Origin of the sequence: Myxococcus sp. CA023 (assembly GCF_010998615.1) — a bacterium.
GTDB lineage: Bacteria > Myxococcota > Myxococcia > Myxococcales > Myxococcaceae > Myxococcus.
Genome location: NZ_JAAEAH010000004.1, coordinates 1 through 24,631 on the forward strand (window position 1 = coordinate 1; position 24,631 = coordinate 24,631).

At 68.2% G+C, this 24,631-nt stretch carries 23 protein-coding genes and 2 tRNA genes; 7 read left to right on the forward strand and 18 right to left on the reverse strand.

Translation table 11 applies throughout. The features are described from left to right. The 14 genes from F8M74_RS01845 to F8M74_RS01910 form a co-directional block, all read right to left on the reverse strand. A partial coding sequence (locus tag F8M74_RS01845) for a helix-turn-helix domain-containing protein (RefSeq protein WP_141257593.1) occupies positions 1–230 on the reverse strand: 230 nt, incomplete at its 3' end. Between the two features lie 351 nt (positions 231–581). Next, positions 582–658: transfer RNA gene (locus F8M74_RS01850), tRNA-Pro, on the reverse strand. 88 nt (positions 659–746) lie between these two features. Continuing rightward, entirely contained in the window at positions 747–1,136 is a 390-nt protein-coding gene (locus tag F8M74_RS01855; RefSeq protein ID WP_002639669.1) for an integration host factor subunit alpha, read from the reverse strand. Positions 1,137–1,226: 90 nt separating this feature from the next. Next, positions 1,227–3,641 (reverse strand): phenylalanine--tRNA ligase subunit beta, encoded by a 2,415-nt coding sequence (gene pheT / locus F8M74_RS01860; protein ID WP_171410518.1) that lies wholly within the window; start codon positions 3,639–3,641, stop codon positions 1,227–1,229. Positions 3,642–3,702: 61 nt separating this feature from the next. After that, positions 3,703–4,752 (reverse strand): phenylalanine--tRNA ligase subunit alpha, encoded by a 1,050-nt coding sequence (gene pheS / locus F8M74_RS01865; RefSeq protein WP_141258211.1) that lies wholly within the window; start codon positions 4,750–4,752, stop codon positions 3,703–3,705. 160 nt (positions 4,753–4,912) lie between these two features. Next, positions 4,913–5,260: a 50S ribosomal protein L20 gene (gene rplT, locus F8M74_RS01870; RefSeq protein WP_011553618.1), complete on the reverse strand. Its 348-nt coding sequence runs from the start codon at positions 5,258–5,260 to the stop codon at positions 4,913–4,915. 99 nt (positions 5,261–5,359) lie between these two features. Further along, the gene (gene rpmI, locus F8M74_RS01875; protein ID WP_140791628.1) at positions 5,360–5,566 is read right to left on the reverse strand and encodes a 50S ribosomal protein L35; all 207 of its coding nucleotides are present in this window, start codon (positions 5,564–5,566) and stop codon (positions 5,360–5,362) included. Positions 5,567–5,733: 167 nt separating this feature from the next. Next, positions 5,734–7,662: a threonine--tRNA ligase gene (thrS, locus tag F8M74_RS01880; protein WP_141258210.1), complete on the reverse strand. Its 1,929-nt coding sequence runs from the start codon at positions 7,660–7,662 to the stop codon at positions 5,734–5,736. Positions 7,663–7,735: 73 nt separating this feature from the next. Then, positions 7,736–7,807: transfer RNA gene (locus tag F8M74_RS01885), tRNA-Val, on the reverse strand. Between the two features lie 73 nt (positions 7,808–7,880). Then, entirely contained in the window at positions 7,881–8,588 is a 708-nt protein-coding gene (locus tag F8M74_RS01890) for a uracil-DNA glycosylase (protein WP_141258209.1), read from the reverse strand. Then, positions 8,585–9,820 (reverse strand): AI-2E family transporter, encoded by a 1,236-nt coding sequence (locus F8M74_RS01895; RefSeq protein WP_228560789.1) that lies wholly within the window; start codon positions 9,818–9,820, stop codon positions 8,585–8,587. The genes F8M74_RS01890 and F8M74_RS01895 overlap by 4 nt, the downstream gene beginning before the upstream one ends. A gap of 149 nt (positions 9,821–9,969) precedes the next feature. Continuing rightward, positions 9,970–10,332: a PEGA domain-containing protein gene (locus F8M74_RS01900; protein ID WP_011553613.1), complete on the reverse strand. Its 363-nt coding sequence runs from the start codon at positions 10,330–10,332 to the stop codon at positions 9,970–9,972. Positions 10,333–10,354: 22 nt separating this feature from the next. Continuing rightward, the gene (locus F8M74_RS01905; RefSeq protein ID WP_228560787.1) at positions 10,355–11,170 is read right to left on the reverse strand and encodes a hypothetical protein; all 816 of its coding nucleotides are present in this window, start codon (positions 11,168–11,170) and stop codon (positions 10,355–10,357) included. A 120-nt stretch (positions 11,171–11,290) separates the two neighbouring features. Next, a complete protein-coding gene (locus tag F8M74_RS01910; RefSeq protein ID WP_171410519.1) occupies positions 11,291–11,626 on the reverse strand; it encodes a PilZ domain-containing protein in 336 nt (111 codons plus the stop codon). A gap of 220 nt (positions 11,627–11,846) precedes the next feature. On the opposite strand from F8M74_RS01910, the gene F8M74_RS01915 reads away from it, so the two are divergent. Then, complete coding sequence (locus F8M74_RS01915) at positions 11,847–12,590, forward strand: FKBP-type peptidyl-prolyl cis-trans isomerase (protein ID WP_228560785.1); 744 nt, start codon at positions 11,847–11,849, stop codon at positions 12,588–12,590. 1 nt (position 12,591) lies between these two features. Here the strand turns inward: F8M74_RS01915 and F8M74_RS01920 are convergent, their stop codons facing one another. The 3 genes from F8M74_RS01920 to F8M74_RS01930 all read right to left on the reverse strand — a co-directional run bounded on the left by F8M74_RS01920 (position 12,592) and on the right by F8M74_RS01930 (position 17,029). Further along, positions 12,592–14,802 carry a hypothetical protein gene (locus F8M74_RS01920; RefSeq protein ID WP_141258206.1) on the reverse strand — a complete coding sequence of 737 codons (2,211 nt, stop codon included), beginning with the start codon at positions 14,800–14,802 and terminating at the stop codon, positions 12,592–12,594. Between the two features lie 33 nt (positions 14,803–14,835). Next, entirely contained in the window at positions 14,836–15,039 is a 204-nt protein-coding gene (locus tag F8M74_RS01925; RefSeq protein ID WP_011553608.1) for a cold-shock protein, read from the reverse strand. Positions 15,040–15,154: 115 nt separating this feature from the next. Further along, the gene (locus tag F8M74_RS01930; protein ID WP_141258205.1) at positions 15,155–17,029 is read right to left on the reverse strand and encodes a M2 family metallopeptidase; all 1,875 of its coding nucleotides are present in this window, start codon (positions 17,027–17,029) and stop codon (positions 15,155–15,157) included. Positions 17,030–17,196: 167 nt separating this feature from the next. On the opposite strand from F8M74_RS01930, the gene F8M74_RS01935 reads away from it, so the two are divergent. The 5 genes from F8M74_RS01935 to F8M74_RS01955 all read left to right on the forward strand — a co-directional run bounded on the left by F8M74_RS01935 (position 17,197) and on the right by F8M74_RS01955 (position 22,203). Then, complete coding sequence (locus tag F8M74_RS01935) at positions 17,197–18,243, forward strand: hypothetical protein (RefSeq protein ID WP_228560783.1); 1,047 nt, start codon at positions 17,197–17,199, stop codon at positions 18,241–18,243. Continuing rightward, a complete protein-coding gene (locus tag F8M74_RS01940) occupies positions 18,243–18,800 on the forward strand; it encodes a DUF3105 domain-containing protein (RefSeq protein ID WP_141279591.1) in 558 nt (185 codons plus the stop codon). The genes F8M74_RS01935 and F8M74_RS01940 overlap by 1 nt, the downstream gene beginning before the upstream one ends. Positions 18,801–19,189: 389 nt before the next feature. Continuing rightward, entirely contained in the window at positions 19,190–20,104 is a 915-nt protein-coding gene (locus F8M74_RS01945; protein ID WP_171410363.1) for an SDR family oxidoreductase, read from the forward strand. Positions 20,105–20,116: 12 nt separating this feature from the next. Next, positions 20,117–21,061, forward strand: coding sequence for a metallophosphoesterase (locus F8M74_RS01950; protein ID WP_228560520.1), 945 nt, complete (start codon positions 20,117–20,119; stop codon positions 21,059–21,061). Between the two features lie 20 nt (positions 21,062–21,081). Further along, entirely contained in the window at positions 21,082–22,203 is a 1,122-nt protein-coding gene (locus tag F8M74_RS01955; RefSeq protein WP_141254376.1) for a heparan-alpha-glucosaminide N-acetyltransferase domain-containing protein, read from the forward strand. A 1-nt stretch (position 22,204) separates the two neighbouring features. Here F8M74_RS01955 and F8M74_RS01960 read toward each other — a convergent pair whose 3' ends face one another. Beyond that, positions 22,205–22,693: a VOC family protein gene (locus tag F8M74_RS01960; protein ID WP_171410362.1), complete on the reverse strand. Its 489-nt coding sequence runs from the start codon at positions 22,691–22,693 to the stop codon at positions 22,205–22,207. A 143-nt stretch (positions 22,694–22,836) separates the two neighbouring features. Between F8M74_RS01960 and F8M74_RS01965 the strand changes: the two genes are divergently transcribed. After that, on the forward strand, positions 22,837–24,621 hold the full coding sequence (locus F8M74_RS01965) for a von Willebrand factor type A domain-containing protein (RefSeq protein ID WP_141254374.1): 1,785 nt from the start codon (positions 22,837–22,839) through the stop codon (positions 24,619–24,621). The last annotated feature ends 10 nt before the right edge of the window (positions 24,622–24,631 follow it).

Here is a 24,631-nt window from a genome sequence, read left to right on the forward strand (position 1 = left end):
AGCCGCGAGGGACGTCCCTGATGCGGCTTGTGCCGCAGCTTCCTGACGCCGCCCTGTGCGAGGGCTTTGCACCACTGCGACACGGCTCCTCGGGTGACGCCGCACTCGTCCGCTACGTCTACTGGGCGCCAACCCGATTTCAGCAGTGAAGCGGCGAACAATCGCCGCTCCTCCATCTGCTCGGGCGTCAGCCTGAATGGCTGCTGCCCCATCACCACCACCCCCTTCATTGGAACAACCGTTCCGAGGTTTAGGGGATTCGTCGAGGCGGTTTAGAAGGATGGACGCCGAGCACCGCAGACGTCCTCTGGCGTATCGACCAGCCAGTGGTCCTGGTGGCCTCGATGTTGCGCATCCGGATCGAGGTATCACCCCGTGGCTCTATGAGCGACTCGACGCAGAGAAACTGCGCGAGGGCCGTAACTTGCCTGCACTCGGGGCCGCAAGTCTGGGCACCGCTGAACTCCTGCTTGAAGCCAACACTGAGCCAGCCGCGCGTACGGCAGTTCGCCATCCTCCCGGAAGCACAAAAAAGAGGCCCTGGAATCCTCAGCTTTCGCCAAGAACTCCAGGGCCTTCGATGGTCGGGGCGACAGGATTTGAACCTGCGACCACTTGCACCCCAAGCAAGTGCGCTACCAGGCTGCGCTACGCCCCGGCACTGCTGCTGCCGTGAAAGGGTGCGCCCTTATGCCCCCACATGACGTTCAGGTCAAGCAAGAGCAGCAGGGCACCGTCCAAAAAACTCACCCTTCCATGTCCTCCATTCCCTCTTCGTCGAAGTCCTCGCCACGGGCCTCGGCCGCGTCGGCGGCGGCCTCCTCCCGGGCGTCGATCTCCGCGTGATCCTCCGGCGGCGCCTCACCGTTCAGGGCGCTCTTCAGCACCTGGCTCGGCCGGAAGGTCAGCACCCGGCGCGCCGAGATCTCGATCTCCTTGCCCGTCTGCGGGTTGCGGCCCACGCGCGCCTTCTTCTGGCGCACCTGGAAGTTGCCGAACCCGGAGATCTTGATCTTGTCCCCGCGCTCCAGGGTCTCCTTGAGCGTGTCGAACACGAGCTCCACGATTTCGGCTGACTCCTTCTTCGAGAAGCCGACCTTCTCGTAGACACCCTCGATGATGTCCGCCTTCGTCATGCGAATCCTCGGGAAGCCCTCGGGGCTGAACGCCGGGCACTGTTGCAGCCTTCCCAAAGACGTGTCAACCCTCTGACTTCATTCAGGAATTCAGGCGCGCAAGGCAGCCCCCAGTCGCTGCTTCACCTCGTCCACGATGCGCTGATGCGCCTCGTTGACCTCGACATCGGTCAGCGTCCGCTCGGCCGAGCGGTAGCGCAGCGCGTACGCCAGGTTCTTCCGACCCTGGGGAATCTGCTCACCGGTGTACACGTCGAACACCTGAGCGTCCTCCACCAGCGGCTTGCCCACCTCCAGGATCACCCGGCGCACCTCGTCGTTGGGCAACTCCAGCGGCACCACCACCGCCAGGTCCCGCAGCACCGCCGGGAAACGCGGCAGCGACCGGTACGCCGGCACCAGCTTCGAGGCCGCGTACAGCGGCTCCGTATCCAACTCGAAGACGAACACCCCGTCCGGCAGTCCCAGCGCCTTCACCACCCGTGGGTGCACCTCGCCCACGTGGCCCAGCACCGTGCCGTCCGCCGCCTTCACCTGCGCCACGGCCTTCGGGTGGTACGCCGCCGGCCCCGCGGGCACGTACGTCACGCCCTCCACGCGGAGTGCGCCCAGCAGCCCCTCCACCGCCGCCTTCGCGTCGTAGAAGTCCGCGCGGGCATCCTTGTGCGTCCAGCTCCGGCCGCCACCGCGCAGGCCCCACACCAGGCCCGCCACGCGAGGCACCTCGCGCGCCGCAGGACGCTGCCCCTGCCCGCCTTCCACGTCCTGGAAGTAGGCTCGGCCCGTCTCGTAGATGGCCACCGCCTCCACCTGGTGCCGCACGCTGCGGGGCAGGTTCTCCAGCAGGCCCGGAAGCAGGCTGGTGCGCATCACCGACTGCTCCGTGCTCAGCGGGTTGAGCAGCGCCACCGACTTCTCCGCCCCACCCAGCACCTCCAGGCTGCGCGGCGCGACGAACGAGTAGTTCACCACCTCGTCGAAGCCCGCCCCGGCCAGCGCCTGACGCATGCGGCGCTCGGCCTCGGCATGCGCGGGCTCCGGGGCCAGCGTGGCCAGTCCTCGCGGCAGCGTCGCCGGGATGTTGTCGTAGCCGAAGATGCGCGCGACCTCCTCCAACAGGTCCTCCTCGCGCTCCACGTCGACACGGGCCCGGGGCACCTCGTACGTCGCCTGCCCCGTCCCCTCCTCCACCGCCTTGAAGCCCAGGGCCTCCAGGATGCGGCGGACCTCCTGCTCCGCCACGGCCACACCCAGCACCTGCTCCACCCGGGCGAAGCGCAGCGTCACCTTCCGAGGCGGCTTCGGCGCCGGGTACACGTCCACGCGGCCAGGAGCCACCGTGCCCCCCGCCAGCTCCGCGATGAGCTGCGCCGCCCGGTCAATGGCCGGCACCACGGCGTCCATGTCCGCCCCGCGCTCGAAGCGGTGCGATGCCTCCGTGTGCAACCCGTGCCGCTTCGACGAACGCCGCACCGTGGAACCCTGGAAGTTCGCCGACTCCAGCACCAACCGCCTGGTGCCCTCGGTCACCTCGCTGTCGCCGCCGCCCATGACGCCGGCGATGGCCTGCGCCCGGTCCTTGTCCGCGATGACCAGGTCATCCACGTCCAGGACGCGGTCCTTGCCGTCCAGCGTCTTGAGCTTCTCACCGCGCGTCGCCGTGCGGACGACAATCTCCTGACCGGCCAGCTTCTCCAGGTCGAAGGCGTGCAGCGGCTGCCCGTACTCCAGGTTCACGTAGTTGGTGACATCCACCACGTTGTTGATGGCGCGCACCCCGGCCGCCTTCAGCCGGTCCTGCATCCACTGCGGAGACGGGCCAATCTTCACGTTCTCCACCACGCGCGCTACGTAGCGCGGGCAGCGGTCCGGGGCCTCCACGCGCACCTTCACCTGCTCGGCGGCGGGCGTGCCTGACTCCGCGGGCTTCGGCTGGGGCACCTTCAACGCGGAGCCCGTCACCACGCTCACCTCGCGCGCCACGCCCAGGTGGCTGAGCGCATCCGGGCGGTTCGGCGTGACGTTCACCTCCAGCACCACGTCATCCAGGCCCACGGCCTCCGCGATGGGCGTGCCCACGCGCGTGTTCGCAGGCAGGATGAGCAGGCCGCTGGACTCCTCGCTCAGGCCCAGCTCCTTGGACGAGCAGAGCATGCCGAAGCTGTCCACGCCGCGCAGTGCCGCCTGCTTGATGTCCATGCCGTTGGGCAGCGTCGCGCCCACGGTGGCCAGCGGCACCTTGTCGCCCACCTTGAAGTTCTTCGCGCCGCACACCACCTGGAGCAGCGCCGTCCCGCCGATATCCACCTGCGTGACGGACAGCTTGTCCGCGTTGGGGTGCTGCACGGACTCCTTGATTTGCGCCACCACCACGCCACGAAGGGCTTCCGCGGGGCGCTCCATTCCCTCAATCTCCAGGCCCGCGGCGGTCAGCTTGCGCGCCAGCTCGTCCACGGACGGCGGCAGCGCCACGTAATCGCCCAGCCACTTCACCGAAATCTTCACAGGTCCACCCTCTTCTTCAATCGGCTGGAACACGGGGGCCCACGAGAGGCCCCCTGGAATCTCAGAACTGCTCGAGGAACCGCGCGTCGTTCTCGAACATCATCCGCAGGTCGTCGATGCGGTAGCGCAGCATGGCGATGCGCTCCACGCCCATGCCGAACGCGTAGCCCGTCACCTCGTTCGGGTCATACCCGGCGGAGGTGAAGACGTTGGGGTGCACCATGCCGCTGCCCAGCACCTCCAACCACCCCGTCTGCTTGCAGATGCGGCAGCCCTTGCCCGCGCAGTTCGTGCAGGTGATGTCCACCTCCGCGGAGGGCTCCGTGAAGGGGAAGAAGGACGGGCGGAAGCGCGTGCGCGTGTCCGAACCGAAGAACGCCGTCACGAACGCCGCCAACGAGCCCTTCAGCTCGGCGAACGTCACGCCCTTGTCCACCAGCAGGCCTTCCACCTGGTGGAACATCGGCGTGTGCGTGATGTCCGAGTCGCGCCGGTACACCCGGCCCGGCATCACCGCGCGGATGGGCGGCTTGCGGTTGAGCATGTACCGCACCTGCACCGGGGACGTGTGCGTGCGCAGCAGCACGGAGCTGTCCGCCTTCTTCGCGTGGCCCAGGGTGGCCTCATCCACGTAGAAGGTGGCCTGCATGTCCCGCGCAGGATGGTCCTTCGGCAGGTTCAGCGCCTCGAAGTTGAAGTAGTCCAGCTCGATTTCCGGGCCGCTGGCCACGTCGAAGCCGAGCCGCGATAAGGTCCGGACAATCTCCTCCATCGTCCGCGACACGGGGTGCCGGCTGCCCAGCGCCACGCCGCGTCCTGGCAGCGTCACGTCCAGGCCCGGGCCCTGAAGCTGGGCCTCCAGCGCGGCCGCCTCGGCGCGCTCCACGGCCTCGGCGAGCAGCTTCTCCAGCTCCGCCTTCACGCTGTTGGCCACCTCGCCCAGCGAGCGCCGCTCGTCCGGGGGCAGCTTGCCCATGCCGCCCAGCACGCCGGACAGTTCACCCTTCTTGCCCAGGTAGCGAACCCGCAGTGCTTCCACCGCGGACAGCTCCGACGCGCCGCCAATCTCCCGCCTCGCGGACTCCGCGAGCGCCAGCAACCGATCCCGCATGGACTTCCGCCTCCGTTCCAGTTCCCCGCGCGCCCTTGGCGCCGAGGCAAAAAAAAGGGCCGCCCCAGAGAGGCAGCCCGTTCAAACATCCGGACAGGGTGGCCAGCGTCAGCCCACCACCCCACCCGTTCTGTCTCCAGCCTTGCGGGCTGGATGTGTCTCAGGCCGCCTTCGCGATGTTGGCGACGGCCGCAAAACCCGACGGATCCGCGATGGCCATATCGGACAGAACCTTGCGGTCCAGGCCGATCTTCGCCTTCGCGAGGCCCGCGATCAGCTTCGAATAGGAGAGACCCACCGTGCGGGCGGCCGCGTTGATGCGGACAATCCACAGGCGACGGAAGTCCCGCTTGCGCTGCATGCGGTCGCGGCTGGCGTAGTCCAGCGCCCGCTCAACCGCTTCGTTGGCGCGCTTGTAGCAGTTCTTCCGACGGCCGCGGTAGCCCTTGGCCAGCTTCAAAATCCTATTACGACGACGACGAGCCTTGACACCCTTCTTCACGCGCATGACTGCCTCACTTCGGACTGCGTAGTTTGGAAGCCCCCCGGCGCAGGCTCAAAGCCGCTCCGACGAGGCCACGTTGTCCCTGACTTCAGAACCGCGAAATCAGCCCCCGTAGGGGAACATCTCCTTGATGACCTTCTTCGCGTCCATGTCGCGAAGATGGCCGGTGCCGCGGCCGCTGCGCTTGGACTTCGGCGTCTTCGAGAACGTGAAGAGGTGCTTCGCGAAGGCCTTGCCGTGCTTGACCTTGCCGCTCTTCTTCACTTCAAAGCGCTTCTTCGCGCTGCTGCGGGTCTTCAACTTCGGCATCGTCCTGATCCTTCCATGCCCCGTGCCGTTGGACTTGAGCGGCAGGTGCGAGAACTCTCGAAAATTGGGGAACTTGGGCAGGCTCCCCTCGAAAGTGCGCAAAGATACTTAGGTGCAACAGGGAGTCAAGGCCCGTCAGCAAGCCGCCAGGCGTCCTGACCTCCCGATCACGGCAGGGCCGCTTCCTTCGCCAGCAGGGCCTCGAAGTCCGTCACCTTCATCGTCTTGAGGTCCTCACCGCCGTACCGCCGCGGCGACACGCCCTCGCCCGACACCTCGTTGTCGCCCACCACCAGGGTGAACGGCACCTTCTGAAGCTGGGCCTCGCGGATCTTCGCGTTCATCGACATGCCGCGCTCGTCGAACTCCACCCGGTAGCCCTTCGCCCTCAGGGAGTCCCGAACCTTCCGAGCATAGTCGTTCTGCCGGTCCGCCACCGTCACCAGCACCGCCTGAATGGGGGCCAGCCAGGCCGGGAAGGCGCCGGCGAAGTGCTCGATGAGGATGGCCGTGAAGCGCTCGAACGAGCCGAAGATGGCGCGGTGGAGCACCACGGGGCGGTGCTCGGCGTTGTCCTCGCCCACGTAGGTCAGGTCGAAGCGCTCGGGCGCCAGGTAATCCAACTGCATGGTGCCCAGCTGCCACCGGCGGCCGATGCTGTCCGACACCGCGAAGTCGATCTTCGGGCCGTAGAACGCGCCGTCACCCGGGGCCAGTTCGTACTCGAGGCCCAGCGACTCCAGCGCGGCCTTGAGGCCGCCCTCGGCGCGATCCCACAGGGAGTCATCACCCAGGCGCTGCTCGGGCCGCGTGGACAACTTCACCGCGTAGGTGAGGCCCACCGCCTTGTAGACGTGGTCCAGGAGCTTCACGAAGCGCCGCACCTCGTCGGTGATCTGCGCCTCCGTGCAGTAGATGTGCGCGTCGTCCTGCGCGAACTGGCGCACGCGCGTGAGGCCGCCCAGGGAGCCCGCCGCCTCGTTGCGGTGCAGCACGTCCTGCGTGTGGTAGCGCAGCGGCAGGTCGCGGTAGCTGTGCTTCTTGAAGCCGTAGAACAGGTGGTGCGACGGGCAGTTCATCGGCTTGAGCGAGAAGTCGTGCTCCCCCGACTCGCTGTCGAGCACGAGGAACATGTTCTCCTTGTACTTGCCCCAGTGCCCGCTGGTCTCCCACAGCCCCTTGTTGAACATCAGGGGCGTCTTGATCTCCACGTAGCCGTCGTTCTGCGTCAGCTGACGCATCCAGTTCGACAGCGTGGTGTAGAGCGTGGTGCCCTTCGGGGTCCAGAAGGCGGAGCCCGGCGAGTACGGGTGGAAGTGGAAGAGGTCCAGCTCCTTGCCCAGCTTGCGGTGGTCGCGCTTCTTCGACTCCTCGATGCGCGTCAGGTACTCCGCCAACTGCTTCTTGTCGAAGAAGGCAGTGCCGTAGACGCGCTGGAGCATCGGGTTGCGGTGGTCACCCCGCCAGTACGCTCCGCTGGAGGAGAGGATCTTGATGATGCCGATCTTCCCCGTGCTGGGCGCGTGGGGCCCCAGGCAGAAGTCCACCCAGTCACCGTGCGTGTAGAGCGTCAGCGTCTTGGCGCCCTTGGCCGCGATGTCCTTGACGATCTCGACCTTGAACTTCTCGCCCTTCTCCTCGAACAGGCGCACGGCCTCGTCCATGGAGATTTCGGTGCGGACGAAGGCCATGTCCCGCTTCAGCTCGGCGTTCGCCTCGGCCTCGATCTTCTCCAGGTCCTCGGGCGTGAAGGGCTTCTCGCGGAAGAAGTCGTAATAGAAGCCCTCCTCCGTCGCGGGACCGATGGTCACCTGCGTGCCCGGGAAGAGCTTCTGCACCGCGCTGGCCACCACGTGGGCGGCGTCGTGGCGGATCAGCTCCAGGGATTCGGGGCTCTTGGGCGTGAAGATCTGCAGCTTCACGTCCTCGTCCAGCTTGCGGGCCAGGTCCATGTCCTGACCATTCACGCGCGCGAAGAGGGCGGCCTTCGCCAGGCCGGGGCCGATGCTCTCCCGCACGAAGTCCGCGATCGTGGTCCCCCGGGCCGTCTGCTTCTGCGAGCCGTCGGGGAGCGTCACCGTGATGATGTCGGACATACGAACCTCGGAAAAAAAACGGGCGGCAGGCTCTTTTAAAGCCGTGCCGCCCGCTGAAGTCACTCTTTGATGATGGGTCGTAGTGGGATCGAACCACTGACCCCTACCGTGTCAAGGTAGTGCTCTACCGCTGAGCTAACGACCCGTTGCAGCCGCTTCGGTGGCGCGGGGAATAACAGCGGGCTCCCCCAACTGTCAAGCAAACACAGAAGGCTTCTTCAACTCTTCCCGCGCGCCTTCGGATCCGTCGTTTCCAGCAGCGTGTGGACCCGGGACATGACGGCGTCGAACATCGCCGGGGTCAGCCGCCCCGTCTGCGTGTTCTGCTGGCTGACGTGGTAGCAGCCCAGCAGCGTCCGGCCGCCCGGCAGGCGCAGCTCCGCCCCATGCCCGAACGCGGGCCGAGGCGACGGAACCTCCATCCCCTGCCGCGCCAGGGCCACGAGCGCGGCGTTCCAGCCGATGGCCCCCAGCGCGAGCATCACCCGGCCCGGCAGCAGCGCCAGCTCACGATCCAGGAACGGCGCACAGCGGGCCAGTTCCTCTGGGAGGGGCTTGTTGTCGGGCGGAGCACAGCGCGCCGCCGACACGATGAAGGCGTCCTTCAGCCGGAGCCCGTCATCCCGGTGCTCGCAGAGGGCCTGATTCGCGAAGCCCGCGCGGTGCAGCCCGGCATAGAGGAAGTCGCCCGAGCGGTCTCCGGTGAACATCCGCCCCGTCCGGTTCGCCCCATGGGCCGCCGGCGCCAGCCCCACGATGACGAGCCGAGCCCTGGGGTCTCCAAAGCCGGGAACGGGCAGGCCCCAGTAATTCCAGTCGCGGTAGGCGCGGCGCTTCACTCGCGCCACCTCCTCCCGCCACTCCACCAGCCGGGGGCAGGCCCTGCAGCCGGTGATCTCCTTGTGTAGCGACTCCAGCTTCGTCACGGCGACTTGGGCTCCCCTGTGTAGAGCCGCGTCCGGCGGTAGCGCTCCACCACCACGCTCAGGACCACCTTGAGGATGGCCGCCACCGGCACCGCCAGCAGGATGCCCACGAAGCCGAACAGCTCACCGAAGGCGAGGATGGCCAGGATGATCGCCACCGGCGCCAGCCCGACCTTCTCCCCCACGATTCGCGGGGTGATGACGAAGCCCTCCAGCATCTGCCCGATGACGAAGGTGGCCGCCACCGCCGCCAGTTGCCACGGCCCCTGCCACGACAGCATGAGCCCCACCAGCGACAGCACGATGCCCACGCCCGTGCCCAGGTACGGCACCATGTTGCCGAAGCCGGCAATCACACCAATGACGATGGCCATGTCGATGCGCGCCGCGGACAGGCCCGCCGCGTAGATGACCGACAGCACGCCGCCGACGATGAGTTGGCCGCGCACGAAGGCGGAGAGCACCTCATCCACCTCCGCGAAGCGCCGGCTCACCAGCCCCACCGCGCGCCGGGGCAGCAGGTCCTTCACCAGGCCCATCAGCCGGGGGTAGTCCTGCAGGAAGAAGAAGGCCAGCACCGGCACCACCGACAGGCCCAGCAACGTCACCACCAGTCGCGCCGTGTTGCCCGCGAAGCTCGCCAGGATGCGCGCCGCCGCCGGCCCCGCGCTCTGGACCAACTCTGACGCCTGCTTTCCCAGCTCGGCGGTGCGCTGGCGCACCAGGTCCGGCAACGAATGCCCCACCAACCCTTCCACCTTCGGCACCACCTGGGTGCTCGCACGGTGGAAGAAGTCCGGCAGCTTCGACGCCTCCTCCCGGAACACCGGGATGAGGTACAGCACCGCGCCTACCAGCATCAGCGTCCCCACCGCGAAGACGAGCGTCGTCCCCCAAGTGCGGTCCAGCCGCCGCTTCTCCAGCTCGGTGACGATGGGGTTGAAGATGTACGCGCCCGAAAGCGCGAGCAGCACCGGCACCGCCACACCGCCAAAGACGGAGAGCAGCGCGAACACCAGCCCCAGCGAGCCCACCATCACCGCCGACCACCACAGGTCGATGCGCCGGGCGTCCGTCTCGGACAAGTCGCTCTCGGCCACCGCCACGGGCTCGGCGACCCGCACACGGGCCGTCTCGGCCGCGGCCTTGTCCTGGCCACGCGGCGGCGGCACCTCGTGAAGCACGGGGGCAGGCCGTGCCGACGACGGCACGGAAGCGGCGGCGGGTTTCACGGCGGCGGGGGAATGACCTTTCCTGCGGCGTCCGATGGCGCTCTCCTCTTCAGTCCCAGCTACGGCGGCGTCATGTCCTGATTGCACTTCACGAAAGCACAGGAAACGGGCTTTCGTGGAAGCCCGCCCGCTTTACACCCGGCCCGGCGTCACTCCGAACCACCGGCCTTCGGCCCAGAGGCGCGGAGCTGGATGGTCAGCCGCGCGCGGGCCCGGCTGGGCTCGAAGTACGTCGTATAGGGCCAGTACCCCTGCTTCTTCACTTCAATCTCGTGCAGGCCGCTGCCCACTCGCAGCGCCTTGGGGGAACCCGAGAAGTCGCTGCAGAGCCCCTGCCAGACGCCATCCAGATACACCTCCGCGTCCACGGGTTCGCAAAGCAGGGCCAGGTTGCCGCTGGGATTCTGGGCTTCCGCCATCAGCTCGCGGGCCTTGAGCAGGGACTCGGGCTCCTGACGCTTCGCACACCCAGCGAACGTGGACACCATCACCAACAGCAGAACCTTCCGCATCAGCTCGCCGAGGACCTCGAAGTCACTGCGTGACGATCACGACCCGGCCCTCGGCCAGGAAGCGCGTGTTGGCCTCGACGAGCGCCTTCGCATCCTCCGAGGCAAGCACCAGGTCGGAACCCTTGGAACCCTTGGCCTTCACCACCAGGGGCTTGTCCCCCACCAGCGAGGCCTTCTTCGCCGCATCCAGGCTCTGGAACCACGCGGCCACGGCTGTCGCGGCACGGCGCTCGTTGGCCAGCGCCGCCGCGCCGTACAGCGCTTTGCCGCTGTCATCCAACAGGCGGGGCGCCAGCACGGGCTGCACACCGAGCCCTCGCGCATCCACCACCAGGCCTGTGTACTTCTTCGCGCCCGCGCCGTTGATGGCGATGACGGTGTCCGCGGCGGGCGGCGCGAACAGCGACGCGGTGAGGGCCGACAGCGGCACCTCCACGTCAATCTCCACGCCACTGTCGGAGAAGAACCGCCGGGCGACGACCTTGTAGCCGCCCATCGCGGCCTCCACCCGCTTGCGCACGTCCTCGCGGGCCAGCTCGTCCGCCACGGTGCGCCCCGCGCTGATGTGGAGGCGCCCGGCCTGGTCCATGAGATTCTGGACGGCGGACCGCTTAGCGGTCCGCTCGGCGCCCAGCCGGGCCTGTCCGGGGTTGGAGGCCTTCAAGTCGGGAGCACCCACTCCCGTGGCCCGCAGAACCTGCCCTTCCCAATTGACGCCCGGTGCCCCCGGTGCCGTTTTCACGGCGGCGACGGTGGGCTTCGGGGCCTTCGCTTCCTTGCCCTGGCCGAACGCGGTCAGTGGCACGGCCAGCAATATCCCCCACAGCGAGTGCCTCACGGGAAATCCTCCAGCCCCTCGTCCGACGTCGCGGGTCGTGTCAGGGCAGAATGGCTTCCCATTCAACGGGCCTGCTTCCGGGGAAGTCAAGGCAGGCCCCTGCGGCACGGCGGGTATGCGTCAGTTCTCGTTGCCGTGACGGTCGACGTAGGCGTCGATCATCTTGCGGTGACGGTCGGTGAGCAACGTGAAGCGCACACCCGAGCGCTCGCGCTTGGCCCCCAGCTCCGCCCACTCACGCACCACTTCCCCCTCGGCGTAGATGATCTCCTCCGAGCCCGGGAGCTGGAACTGGAGGCCGATGCGCTTGGCCTCATGCTGAGGCTCGAGCAGCCGGGCGAGGCTCAGCCCTTCCTGGCTGATGTCCGCGGCCCGCGACATGTACGGCACGCCACCCATGTACTTGTTCAGGTAGATGTCGAGGGGCGCCCGCTTGTTCTTCCGCTTGTCGCTCATGGCTTCTTCGCCTCCGGTCAGGTGGTGCAACAGGTTGCTCCGGGGGTGAAGCAACCTGGATGCAGGGTAGAGGCGCGCGCTGAACTCGCAAGAAAACGGACGGCACGCGGAGGCCTCGTGCGCTCGCTGTGCTTCCTCGGTGAATTCTTCGCGCGGGCTTGTGTCTACCGAGCGCGCGGCCACCCTCTATAGTGCGCCGGTTCTCATGAAAGGTGGATGCATGCGATCGATGTGGACGGCGGCCCTGGTGTTCGCGCTCGGCGCGACGGGCGCCCAGGCGCAGCAGGACTCGAAGTCGGCGAAGAAGCCCGCGGCCAAGGCCGCACCGGCGACTCCGGCCGCCGCGCCAGCGGCGCCCGCTGCGCTGTCCGAGGAGGACCAGCAGACCCTCTACACGCTCGGTCTCTCCATTGGCCGCGACCTGTCCCTCTTCGCGCTGTCGCCCGAGGATCTGAAGGTGCTGCAACAGGGCCTGTCCGACGGACTCGGTGGAAAGACGTCCGACATCGACCCGAAGGAGCAGGCGCAGCGGATTCAGGCCTTCGCCAAGAGCCGGCAGGCCCTTGCGGGCAAGGCCGCGCTGGAGCGCGCCGCCAAGGAGCCCGGCGCGGAGGTGCTTCCCTCCGGCGTCGTCTACAAGCAGGTCCAGGCGGGAACCGGCCGAAGCCCGCGCGCCGTCGACACCGTCAAGGTCCACTACGAGGGCCGGCTGGTGGACGGCACCATCTTCGACACCTCCGCCCGCCGCGGAATCCCCGTCGAGTTCCCGCTCAACGGCGTCATCCCCTGCTGGACGCAGGGCGTGGCGAAGATGAAGGTGGGCGGCAAGGCGAAGCTCACCTGCCCCGGAAATACCGCCTATGGCGAGCGGCCGCCCTCCGGCTCGCGCATCCCGCCCAACGCCGTCCTCACCTTCGACGTCGAGCTCATCGACATCCCCGGCGACACGTCCCGGCAGCCGTAGGTCAGCGACTCAGGGCGGCCTCGGCGGCGCGGAGCAACGGCTCCGCGCTCACCGGGGCTCCGGTCGCATGAATCATCCACTGGTCCGGCGTCACCGAACCGTAGGTGGCCATGCGTTCGAACTCGGCGCCCAGCGGTCCCTTGCGCTTCAGCTGCTCTTCGATCTGGAACGCGATGAGGTGGCCCAGCGGATAGTCGGGCAGGTAGAGCGGATAGCTGATCATGTGGCTGTAGACGGCCAGCAGCGTGCTCCCCTCCCCGCCCAGCACCGGCGCGAAGTACTGGTTCCACACCTCGCGGGCAATGCCCACCACCGCCTCGCGAAGCTGCACTGGCGTGGCATCCGGGTGCGCGTACATCCAGTGCCACACCGACATATCCACCAGCGCGATGCCCGCGCGCTCCCACGTCTGCCACAGCTCGCCAAGCACCCGCTCCCGCTCGCTCGCCGCGTCCGGCTTGCCCAGTCCGAGCAACTCCAGGTCGCGCGACTGGAACACGAAGGCCAGCGCCTCCGTGAAGGCGTTGTTGGGCACCCCCGCGAGCAGCGTGTGGTCCACGCCGTAGAGGCTGAACACCTGCTCCACGTTGTGCCCCAGCTCATGCACCGCGATGTTGTAGCCCTTGTAGTCCATGCCCCCCTTCTCCACGCGCGTGCGCAGCCGGGGGAAGTCGCCTCGCCGAAGCGCCGGCTGTGCGTGCCCCGCTCCGCGCGACGCGTCCACGCGAATTCGCTCCGCCAGCCACACGGCCTTCGCCTTCGTGAAGCCCATGCCCTGGAGGATGCGCGGCAGGTCCTTCGCGAACGCCTCCGCCGTGGGGTAGCGCTTGCGCGTCAGCGCATCCAGTTCGGACTCCTTCCGCTTGCCGCCCGGATTGAAGCCCGAGTACCAGAGGTCCTGCGGCTCCAGCTTCCGGCCCAGGCGCGCTTCAATCTCCTTCGCCACGCGCGGCACCAGCGGTGACTCCAGCACCTGTGTCAGCAGGGCCCGGACGCGCGCCTCAGGCAGCTCGCGGCCCAGCTCGAAGCTCCGGGCGATTCGCGTGGGTGCCACCGGCACGTAGGGGTCCGCCTGACGCGCCGCATGGAAGGTGGCCAGCAGGTGCTTGTAGCGCGTGTCCGGCTCCGGCGACGCATCCGGCTTCGTCGTGCGCGCGGGAGCATCCGCCTCCACTGTCTGCGACGGAGCCACCGTGACGGTGTTGGTGAAGGGGTCCCAATCCAACCGCGGGTTGTCGATGACGGCCGCGGGAATCGTCTGCGTGATGATGCGCTCCATCACCTGGACGATCATCCGCTGCTTCAGCGCGCCCGTCGCCGCGTCGGAATAATCACCCTTCAGCTCGTCACGCAGGTTCCAGTGGCTGATGAGCCGCAGCCCCTTTGGGAAGGGGCGCCGTCCCTGCGCATCCACCAGGTGATGCATCCAGATGTTGTATTCGGCGATGTACAGGTTGGCCGCGGCGATGGCGCGCGAGGACGCCTGTTCAATCTCCGCGGGGACGCGCTGGTTGAAGCGCCCGGCCAGCCGCGTCTCGGCCCACTGCCGCCGCGTCCATGACGGCCCCTGCTCCACGCGCTCCGCCAACGTGGTGAGCGGGAAGTTGAGCAACACCACGAACCCCACGCGTGCGCGGAACAGGTCCGTGGTGACGTGGGCGGCCGGATCATACGCAGCCACCAGGGGCTCCACCGGCAGCAACGGCCCCAGGTCCAGGTCGGTGTACCACTGGAGCTCGCGCCCGATTTCGTACAGGTGCCCGTCGAGCTGCTCGAACAGCCGCTCCAGCCGCTGGAAGGTCGCGTCGAGCGCGTTCGGTTCGGACAGGAACTGTTCACGTGCGAACGCCGCGAGGTCTCCGTCCTCCGGCCGCCACATCGCCGCCACCTGATCGACGCCCCGCTCGATGCGGGCCCGCTGCGCCTCGCCGTGCCGCGTCACGAGCTCCGCCTTCAGGGCCGCGGCGTCGAACGTGGACGTCATGGCGGTGAGATCCTTCTCCGGGACGTCGGCAGGGGGTGGTGCCTTGGACGACGCGGCAGGGAGGGGGGCCGGGCCCGTGCTCGACGGCACGGCTGGCGTGGTGGAGCAACCCAGCGCGGCGAGAACGGGCAACAGACAGACGCGTGAGCGGCGGAACTTCGTCGACAAAGACACGGAGCGCTCTCCAGAAAGCACGAAGGGCCCGACCCCGTGGGGCCGGACCCTCATGATGCATCAGAAGCAGTTCGAACGACGCTCGGCTCAGGCCGCGCGGACGTTCTGGGCCTGCAGGCCCTTGGGGCCGCGGGTCACTTCGAACTCCACCTTCTGGCCCTCCTGGAGGGTGCGGAAGCCATCCATGTTGATGGCGGTGTGGTGGCAGAACACGTCCTCACCACCACCGTCCTGGGTGAGGAAGCCGAAACCCTTCGCATCGTTGAACCACTTCACGGTACCAGTAGCCATTTGCTCTCTTCTTCTTTCGTCACGGACGCGAATATCCGCCGTCCGGTCCTACGAGCGAACCCGCCTAGACGGCTGCAATTTAAGCGTGGCCGCCCGGCGCGTCTACTCCAGACCGTCACCAACCGCACTTCTGGCCCTTGTTCTGCGCCTGGAGCCAGGTGCGGAGCGGGCTGAAGTAGTCGAGCAGCGGCGTGGCATCCATCTGCCGGGTTCCCGTCATGGCCTGGAGCGCGTCGGGCCACGGCTTGCTCGCACCCAGCTCCAACATGGCCTGGAGCCGCTTGCCGGCCTCCTTGTTCCCATAGATGGAGCACTCGTGGAGGGCGCCCTTGTAGCCGGACGCCTCGCAGAGCGCCTTGTGGAACTGGAACTGGAGGATGCGCGCCAGGAAATACCGTGTATACGGAACGTTTGCGGGCACGTGGTACTTGGCCCCGGGGTCGAAGTCCTGCTCCGAACGGGCCACCGGCGCGGCGACGCCCTGGTACTTCTCCCGCAGCGTCCACCAGGACTTGTTGTAGTCCGCCGGCTGCACGCGGCCGGAGAACACCTCCCAGCGCCACTGGTCCACGAGCAGACCAAACGGCAGGAAGGCAATCTTCTCCAGCGCGTCCTTCATCTGCAGGTTGATGAGGTTCTTCTCGTTCTTCGGAACGGCCTTCAGCAACCCCGCCTGCTGCAGATAGCCCGGGGTGATGGACAGCGTGAGCGCATCACCAATGGCCTCGTGGAAGCCGTCGTTCGCGCCGGCCTGATAGAGCACCGGGAGCTGGTAGTAGTACGTGTAGTAGTAGTTGTGGCCCAGCTCGTGGTGGATGGTGACGAGGTCCTCCTCCGTGGGCTTGATGCACATCTTGACGCGCAGGTCGTTGCTGAAGTTCACGTCCCAGGCGCTGGCGTGGCAGACGACATCGCGCCCCTCGGGCTTGGTGAACTGCGAGCGCTCGAAGAAGCTCTGCGGCAGCTCCTTGAGGCCCAGCGAGGTGAAGAACTTCTCACCCAGCTTCACCATGCGCATCGCGTCATACTTCTGCTGCTTCAGCGCCGAGCCCACGTCCAGGCTGGCCTGACCGGGGAAGGGCTCCACCAGCGGGTAGATGTTGTTCCACTCCTGCGCCCACATGTTGCCCAGCAGGTGCGCGGGAATCGGCTTGCCATCGGGAACCTTGTCGGCGCCGTACTGCTTCGTCAGACGGCCGCGCACATAGCAGTGCAGGTCGTCATAGAGCGGCTTCACCTGGCCCCACAGGCGCTGGGCCTCGACCTCGAACTCGGCCGGAGACATATCGTACGCGGAGCGCCACAGCGTGCCCAGGTCGTTGAAGCCGATGTCCTGCGCGCCCTCGTTGGAGAGGGACACCAGGCGCTCGTACATCGGCCGCATGGGACGGGCCACGGAGTGCCAGCCCTGCCACGCGTCCAGCAGCTCGTCGTAGTTGCGGCTCTCCGCGATGACGTCGGACAGCCCCCCCAAGTCGCGGCACTTCCCCTTCCCGTCCGGCCCACAGTACTTGCCCTTGCCGTAGAGGCCCTCCAGCTTCGCCGCCGTGGCGGCCAGCTCGGACCGCCGCTCCGCGTCCGACGGCGCCGGCAGCGCCTGGGACACCTTGAGCAGGTGCAGCATGCGCGCGGTGTCCGCGTCCAACGTCAGGCCCTCGAAGCGCCGTGCCTCCTTGATGGCGCCGTTGACGTAGGCCAGCACCTCTTCGTTGACGAAGGCGGCGTTCTGCTCGGTGTCATCGGTGATGTACGTGGACTTGATCCATTCCGCGGTGGCTTGCTTCGTCCACAGGCGCTTGAGGTCCGCGTTCACCTTCTCCGCGAAGGCCTTCGCCTCTGCCGGCGTGGGCTGCGACGCGGCGGCGGAAGACTCGGCGGGCGTGGGCGCCTCGCGCGTCACTTGCGAATCCTGGGCACACCCCAGGAAGGCGGGCAGCGCCATGGCCGCGGCCGCACGCAGGAGGGAATTCAGGGGACGTTTCCGGTTCATGGCCGCGGACCGTAGAAGAACCCGCGACTGATGACACTCCGAAACTGGGTGGTCACCCTCCCTGTTCGGCGCTGGATCTGCCCGGCCGGGTACCGTGCGAGCGCTCCATGCCCGGCCTCCCGTGTCGCCCCACGGCGTTAAACCTTCACCCCATGTTGCTCGGACACATGAAGGCCCCCCGCTGGCCCGCATCCGAAGAGGCGCTGGCGGACGCTCGTGACTTCCTGATGGCGCTGAAGGATCGCCACGTGGTGGTGGCGCCCCACCCCAGCGTGGACGGGCTCGCCGCAGGGGCGCTGGTGCTCCGCGCGCTCCAGGCCGTGGGAGCGCGGGTAAAGGCTCAGGTACCGGCCAAGGGCGAGCATGCGCTCTCGCCATCCTTTCAGCAGCGCCTCCGTGCGGCACAGCCCGACGCATTGGTGGTGCTCGAGATGTCGTCGGATGCGATGGACGACTCCGTCGCTCCGCCGGGCCTCCCCACGCTCATCGTGGCGCCCCACGCGGCCCCGGCTGGCAAGGTGGGAACGACCGTGCTCTCTGCACGGGAATTGGAGCCCGCGGTCAGTTGCAGCCTGCTCACCTACGCGCTCGTGTCGCCCTGCGTGGTGCCGGGCCCGTTGGAATGGCTGGCCGTCCTGGGGACCGTGGCGGACCAGGGCGTGGATGCGCCCATTCCCTTCCTCAAGGACGCCCTCCGCCGGGCGGGACGCACCGCCGTGACGGAATCCGTGGCATTGCTGAACGCGGCCCGGAAGTCCTCCCGGTACGCGGCACCGCTGGCGTTGGGGGTCCTCCTTCGAGCGGGCAGCGCCACCGACATCACCCGGGGCAACGTCCCTGGCGTCGACACATTGCACGACTGTCGGCTGGAGGTGCAGCGCGAGGTGCTGAGGTGCTCGAAGACGCCACCGCGCATCGCCAGTCCCGTGGCGCTGTTGCTGTTCAGCTCGGAGGCCCAGGTCCATCCGCAGGTCGCGGTGCGCTGGGCCCAGCGGCTCCCCGAGCACATCATCATCGCCGCCAACGCGGGCTACCTGCCGGGCCGCGTGGACTTCGCCGTTCGCAGCCGGATGCCGATGGAGCTCGGAGGGCTCCCGCTCAACGCAACCGGAGGCAGCCTCTCCCGGGAGGACTTCCTTCGCTTCGCCGCCGGACTGGGCTTCAAGGGCCTGCGCGACATCGACGTGGAGCGGCGGGGCGCGTTTCCCGGCTGATGCGGTATGACGCGGCCGTGATGCCCCGCCCGCTCCTCCCCCTCCTGACGGTCCTCGCCCTCGCCGGCTGCGGCGACACGGCTCCCGACGATGCCGACCCCTGCGAGCGATTCAGCTTTCCGCTGTCGGCGCCGAGCCCCTCCCACCACCTCGACACCTGCCCGAGCGAAGGGTGTGGCAACGGAGAGAACCCGCCCAACTCCGGCCTCCACTGCGGCAGCGTGGCCCCGTGCGGGAGCGCCTCCGAGCCCGTTGCCCCCTGCCTCTATGTCCACAACCTGGAGCACGGCCACGCGGTGTTCCTCTACAACTGCCCGGATGGCTGTCCGGACGAAGTCGCCAAGCTCGAAGCCGCGGCGGCGACAGCGCCTCGGGGAGGCAATGCCGTCCGCCGGGCCCTCGTCGCGCCGGATCCCACGCTTCCCCGGCGCGTTGCGGCGATGCTGTGGCGCCGGACGTACCTGGCTGACTCCGCGGACCCCGAGGCCCTTCGCTGCCTGCTGCGGCTCCAGGACGTCGATGCGCCGGAGCCGAGGCTCACCTGCCCCGCGCCCTGAGCCGCACACGCCAGTACGTGGGCAGGAAGCCGCTCGCATCGGACAGGCCACCGCAGGACGTGACGTTCCGCTGCGGACGAGCCGAATGACAGAACGCGCAAGCCGACTGTTGTCCGGTGCAGGCGGGCGCCGCGGGAGCGGTGGCACAGACCATTCCTCCCGCTGGCTGCTTGGCGAGCACTCCCCGGTAGCCAGAGCGCGGTGCCCGCATATGCGTCGTCGAATCACCCAACCTCCTCGCGCGATGTCGAATAGGTGAGGAGGTGAAAGGCCGCGGCGCGTTCCTCCGTGAACCCCGCCAACTCGCCCAATCATGACAGGAGGTGTCAACAATCCTCCGTAGGCTCGCCCCTCGTACGGACATCCCCCAGGAGGCAGGCATGCGGGACATGAAGGATTCACTGAAGGGACGCGTGGCACTGGTCGCGGGCGGCACGCGAGGAGCAGGCCGGGGCATCGCGGTGCAGCTCGGCGCGGCGGGCGCCACCGTCTACGTCACGGGCCGGACGACACGGGCCCAGCGCTCGGAGCAGAACCGGCCGGAGACCATTGAAGAGACCGCCGAGCAGGTGACGGCGGCGGGTGGGATCGGCATCGCCGTGCAGACGGACCACCTGGTGCACGAACAGGTCCAGGCCCTGGTGGAGCGCATCGATGGGGAACAGGGCCGGCTCGACGTGCTCGTCAACGACATCTGGGGCGGCGAGTCCATCTTCGAGTGGAGCAAGAGCGTGTGGGAGCACTCGCTCGACAAGGGGCTGCGGCTGCTCCGGCTGGGCGTGGACACACACCTCATCACCAGCCACTTCGCCCTGCCGCTGCTCATCCGCCGCCCGGGCGGACTCGTGGTCGAGGTCACCGACGGCACCGCCGACTACAACGCGACGAACTACCGCATCTCCACGTTCTACGACCTCGCGAAGGCCTCCGTGCTCCGGCTGGCCTGGAGCCAGGCTCGAGAGCTCAGGCCCCATGGCGCCACCGCCGTCGCGCTGACGCCGGGCTGGATGCGCTCCGAAGGCATGCTGGAGCACTTCGGCGTCACCGAGGCGAACTGGCGCGACGCGACGGTGAAGGAGCCCCACTTCGTCATCTCGGAGACGCCGGCCTATGTCGGCCGAGCCGTGGCCGCGCTGGCATCGGACGCGGACAAGGCGCGGTGGAACGGACAGTCCCTGTCCAGCGGCCAGCTCGCACGCGTCTACGGATTCACGGACCTGGATGGCAGCCAGCCCGATGCCTGGCGCTACGTCGTCGAGGTCCAGGACGCGGGCAAGCCCGCCGACGCCACTGGTTACCGGTAGACACTGCCCAGGGTGGGTCTTCCAGGACCACGACTCGTCAAGTTCTACGCCGCCCCGGAGTCCGCGCCGCCGGTCGACACGAAGTTCACCTTCGCCGTCATCCCCGACACACAGAACGAGGTCCTCACCACGCCCCCCGCGCGACTCACGCACCGGCTCCAGTGGCTGGTGGACAACCGGAGCTCGCTCGAACTGCGCTTCGTGCTGCACACGGGCGACGTCGTGAACTGGGACACGCCGGACCACATCCAGTACGTGCGCGCCAGCGAGGCCACCAAGATTCTGGACGCCGCCGGCCTGCCCTACGTCTACGCCATTGGCAACCATGACACCGCGGCCGTGTGCCCCGGCGGCAGCGCCTGCCCGGGCAACGTCAACGCCAACCTGCGCGACACCACCACCTTCAACGCGCACTTCCCGCTCACGCGCTTCACCGCGCTGGGTGGCGTCTACGAGCCGGGGAAGATCGACAACTCCTACCACACGTTCTCCGCCGGCGGCCTGGACTGGCTGGTGGTCAACCTGGAGCTGTGGGCCCGCACGGGCGCCGTGGACTGGGCGAAGACGGTGCTGGCGCAACATCCGCGTCACAACGTCATCATCAACACCCACTCCCACCTGAATGGCAGCGGAGCCATCGAGCAGAGCAACGGCGGCTATGGCAACAACAGCCCGCAGTACGTGTTCGACCAACTCATCAAGCAGTACGCCAACGTGCGGTTCGTCTTCTCCGGGCACACGGGCAATGCCGCGTACCGGGCCAGCACGGGGGTCCACGGCAACACCATCCACCAAATCCTGACGGCGTATCACGAGAACACATCGAACCTGACGCGGTTGGTGGAGGTGGACACGGCGGCCAACACCTTCTCCACGCGGGTGTACTCGCCGATGACGAACGCGGAGAAGCAGGACGGCTCTAAATTCACCATCAGTAACGTGAGCTGGGTCCGCTGATGCTCTAGGGTAGGCGGGCCGTGACGTCCACGCCCGCCTCCCCTGCCCTCGTCTCCCGTGATCGCATCCGAGCCATCGACTGGCTCCGGGGCATCGCGGTCCTCTTCATGGTCCAGACGCACACCCTGGCCTTGCTCACGCCCGAGCTGCGGCAGAGCGAATGGGTGGCGCGGCTGCTGCGCGTCGACGGGCTGGTGGCCCCCGCGTTCATCTTCTCCGCCGGCTTCGCCACCGCCCTGATGATGGTCCGCAGCGCCGCCAGCGGCATGCTCCGCGAGCGCGTCCACCGCAACCTCCGCCGCGCTGGCGAGGTGCTCGCGGTGGCCACCCTGGTCAACTGGGCGTGGTTCCCCCTGCTGCGCGAGCCCCAGTGGATCTTCCGCATGGACATCCTCCAGTGCGTGGGCCTGTGCCTGCTCATCGTCCTGCCGGTGGCCGCGCTGCTCTCCGCTCGCCCCAAGGTGCTGAGCGTCGGCGCCTTCGTGTTGGCCATGGCCACGTTCGCCGTGTCGCCCCTGGGTGAACAGGTGGATGGCCCCTGGGCCACGCTGACGGAGAAGTCCTCCTTCGCGCCCTTCCCGCTGCTGCCCTGGCTGGGCTACGCGTGGCTGGGCGTCTTCGCGGGAACGGTGGCGGGCGCCTGGGGCCGCGCCGGGCTCATCAAAGCGCTGCTGGTGCTGATGGGGCTGGGCTTCACGGGCGCGGTGCTCGGTGACTTTCTCTACGGCCTCTATCCGCCTCACCGCTTCTTCGTCGCCAATCCCTCCAACGCGGCGGCGCGCTTCGGCTGGGTGAGCACGGTGCTGCTCGTGTTGACGTGGCTGGAGGCCCGGGTGCCCGCGGACGCGGCGCCGTCCCGGCTGCGGCGCTTCGTGGAGGTGTTCGGCACGTCCTCTCTGTCCGCGTACTTCTTCCACGAGATGCTGCTCTTCTACCGGCTGGGCGGCGTCTTCTCCTTCCAGCGCTTCTGGGGAGACCGCAGCGGCTGGCTCCAGTACTGGGTGCTGACGGCCGTCATCATCGGCCTCACCTTCGTGCTGTGCGTCGCCCTGGACCGGCTGGAGCGCGTGCTGCGGCCCGCGCTCCGGAACCTCTCGGAACGGCTGTTCCGGCAGGGCCAGCACGCCCCCGCCGGGCGCTGACTCAGTGACCCGCGGCGGATAGCGACTCGAAGGCGGCGATGACCTCCTTCGGCGCCTGCACCAGCTCGATGAGCACGCCCTCTCCGCCGAAGGGGAACTGCTCGCTGCCCTTGGGGTGGATGAAGCAGATGTCGAACCCCGCGGCGCCCTTGCGGATGCCGCCAGGGGCGAAGCGAAGCCCCTGGGACTCCAGCCACTGCACGGCCACGGGCAGGTCGTCCACCCAGAGGCCCACGTGGTTGAGCGGCGTCTCGTGGACGCGGGGCTTCTTCTCCGGATCCACGGGCTGCATCAAGTCCACCTCCACCTTGAAGGGGCCCGCGCCCGCGGTGACGATGTCCTCGTCCACGTTCTCGCGCTCGCTGCGGTAGGTGCCGTGGGGCGTCAAGCCCAGCAGGTCGACCCAGAGCTTGCGGAGCGGCGCCTTGTCCGCGCCTCCAATGGCGATCTGCTGGACACCCAGAATTCGAAATGGCCTGGCGGTCTGCATGGCGCGGCACCCTGTCAGACGGAGGTGCTCCAGACAAGGACGCCCGGCCCGGGTGTTCGCCGGAAAATTCATTCGGCTTTAGACCCTTTTTCGCGGGCCATGCGTTTTCGGGAGGCGACCTACTCACCGACCTTGGAGCCCCGATGTCCCCCTTCTCGCTGAAGCGCCAACTGACCGTCTGGGGAAGTGCCCTTCTCGTCGCCAGCACCCTGCCCGCATGCCACAACCGGAGCCCCGCCAACGACGAGCGCGCCAGGCTCGAGGAGCCCCGTCCCGCGGCCCAGACGGAGAGCGCCGCACGCGCCCCGGAACGTGAGGAGTTCACCAGTGACCGGGACAGCGCCGAGCCGTCCGTGGGCGCGGCCACGCTCGCCGGCGCCCCGCCGCACGCGCCCGCTCTCGCCATGCCCATGCAGCCCTCGCCGGCGCCTGAAGCCGCCAAGAAGGTCTCCAGGAGCAAAGCCGAGCTGCATCGCCGCGAACCGGGGCCCATGAAGCCGTCCGCTGACGCCTTGGCGGGCGCCCCCCTCGAGTCCAAACCACGGGACGCCGCTCCCGCGGGCGGAAACACCTTCGAGGCCTGGAAGGCCAACGCCTTCGTCGAGACGGCCAAGGACCCGCTCTCCACGTTCGCCGCAGATGTGGACACCGCGTCGTACACGGTGTCGCGCCGCTACCTCGTCAACGGCCAGCTCCCGCCCGCCTCTGCCGTCCGCGTGGAGGAGTTCGTCAACTACTTCAAGTTCCGCTACGCGCCCCCGGAGACGGGCGCCTTCGCGGTGCACCTGGAGGGCGCGCCCTCGCCCTTCGACGCCAAGCGCCACTTCCTGCGCGTGGGCGTGCAGGGCAAGGTGGTCTCGCGCTCGCAGCGCAAGCCCGCGCACCTCGTGTTCCTCGTGGACACCAGCGGCTCCATGCACTCGGAGGACAAGCTGCCGCTCGCGAGGGAGGCCATCAAGGTCGCCGTCAAGAACCTCAACGAGAACGACACCGTCGCCATCGTCACCTACGCGGGCAACACCCGGGACGTGCTGCCGCCGACGCCCGCCACCGACGTGAAGAGCATCCACGCCGCGCTCGACTCGCTCACGGCCGGTGGCGGCACGGCGATGGGCTCCGGCATGGAGCTGGCCTACCGCCACGCCGTGAAGAAGGCCTCCGGCAGCGTGGTGTCCCGCGTCGTCGTCCTCACCGACGGTGACGCCAACATCGGCCGGAACGTGAGCGCCAACGCCATGCTGGACAGCATCCACAAGTACACGGCCGAGGGCGTCACCCTCACCACCGTGGGCTTCGGCATGGGCAACTACCGCGACGACCTGATGGAGAAGCTCGCGGACAAGGGCAACGGCAACTGCTTCTACGTGGACAGCCTGCGCGAGGCGAAGAAGGTGTTCGAGACGCAGCTCACCGGCACGCTGGAGGTCATCGCCAAGGACGTGAAGTTCCAGGTGGAGTTCAACCCCGCCGCCGTCCGCCGCTACCGGCTGGTGGGCTATGAGAACCGCGACGTCGCCGACCACGACTTCCGCAACGACAAGGTGGACGCGGGCGAGATTGGCGCCGGCCACAACGTCACCGCCGTGTACGAGGTGGAGCTGACGGGTGAGTCCACCGAGCCGCTGGCCACCGTCCGCGTCCGCGCCAAGGCGCCCAACGGCACCGAGGCCTCCGAGCGCGAATTCCCCTTCGAGCGCACGAAGCTGCGTGACACGCTGGCGCAGGCGTCGCCGGACTTCCGCTTCGCCGTCGCCGTGGCCGCCACCGCGGACGTCCTCCGCGACAGCCCCTCCGCGGAGGGCTGGAGCCTGGCCACGGCCGAGAAGCTGGCCGAGGGCGCCACCGAGGGTGACGCCGACCGCAAGGAGTTCGTGCGACTGGTGACGCAGGCCCGCGCCCTCAAGGGCGCCTCCGTCCGGGGCCGCTGACACCGGGGCG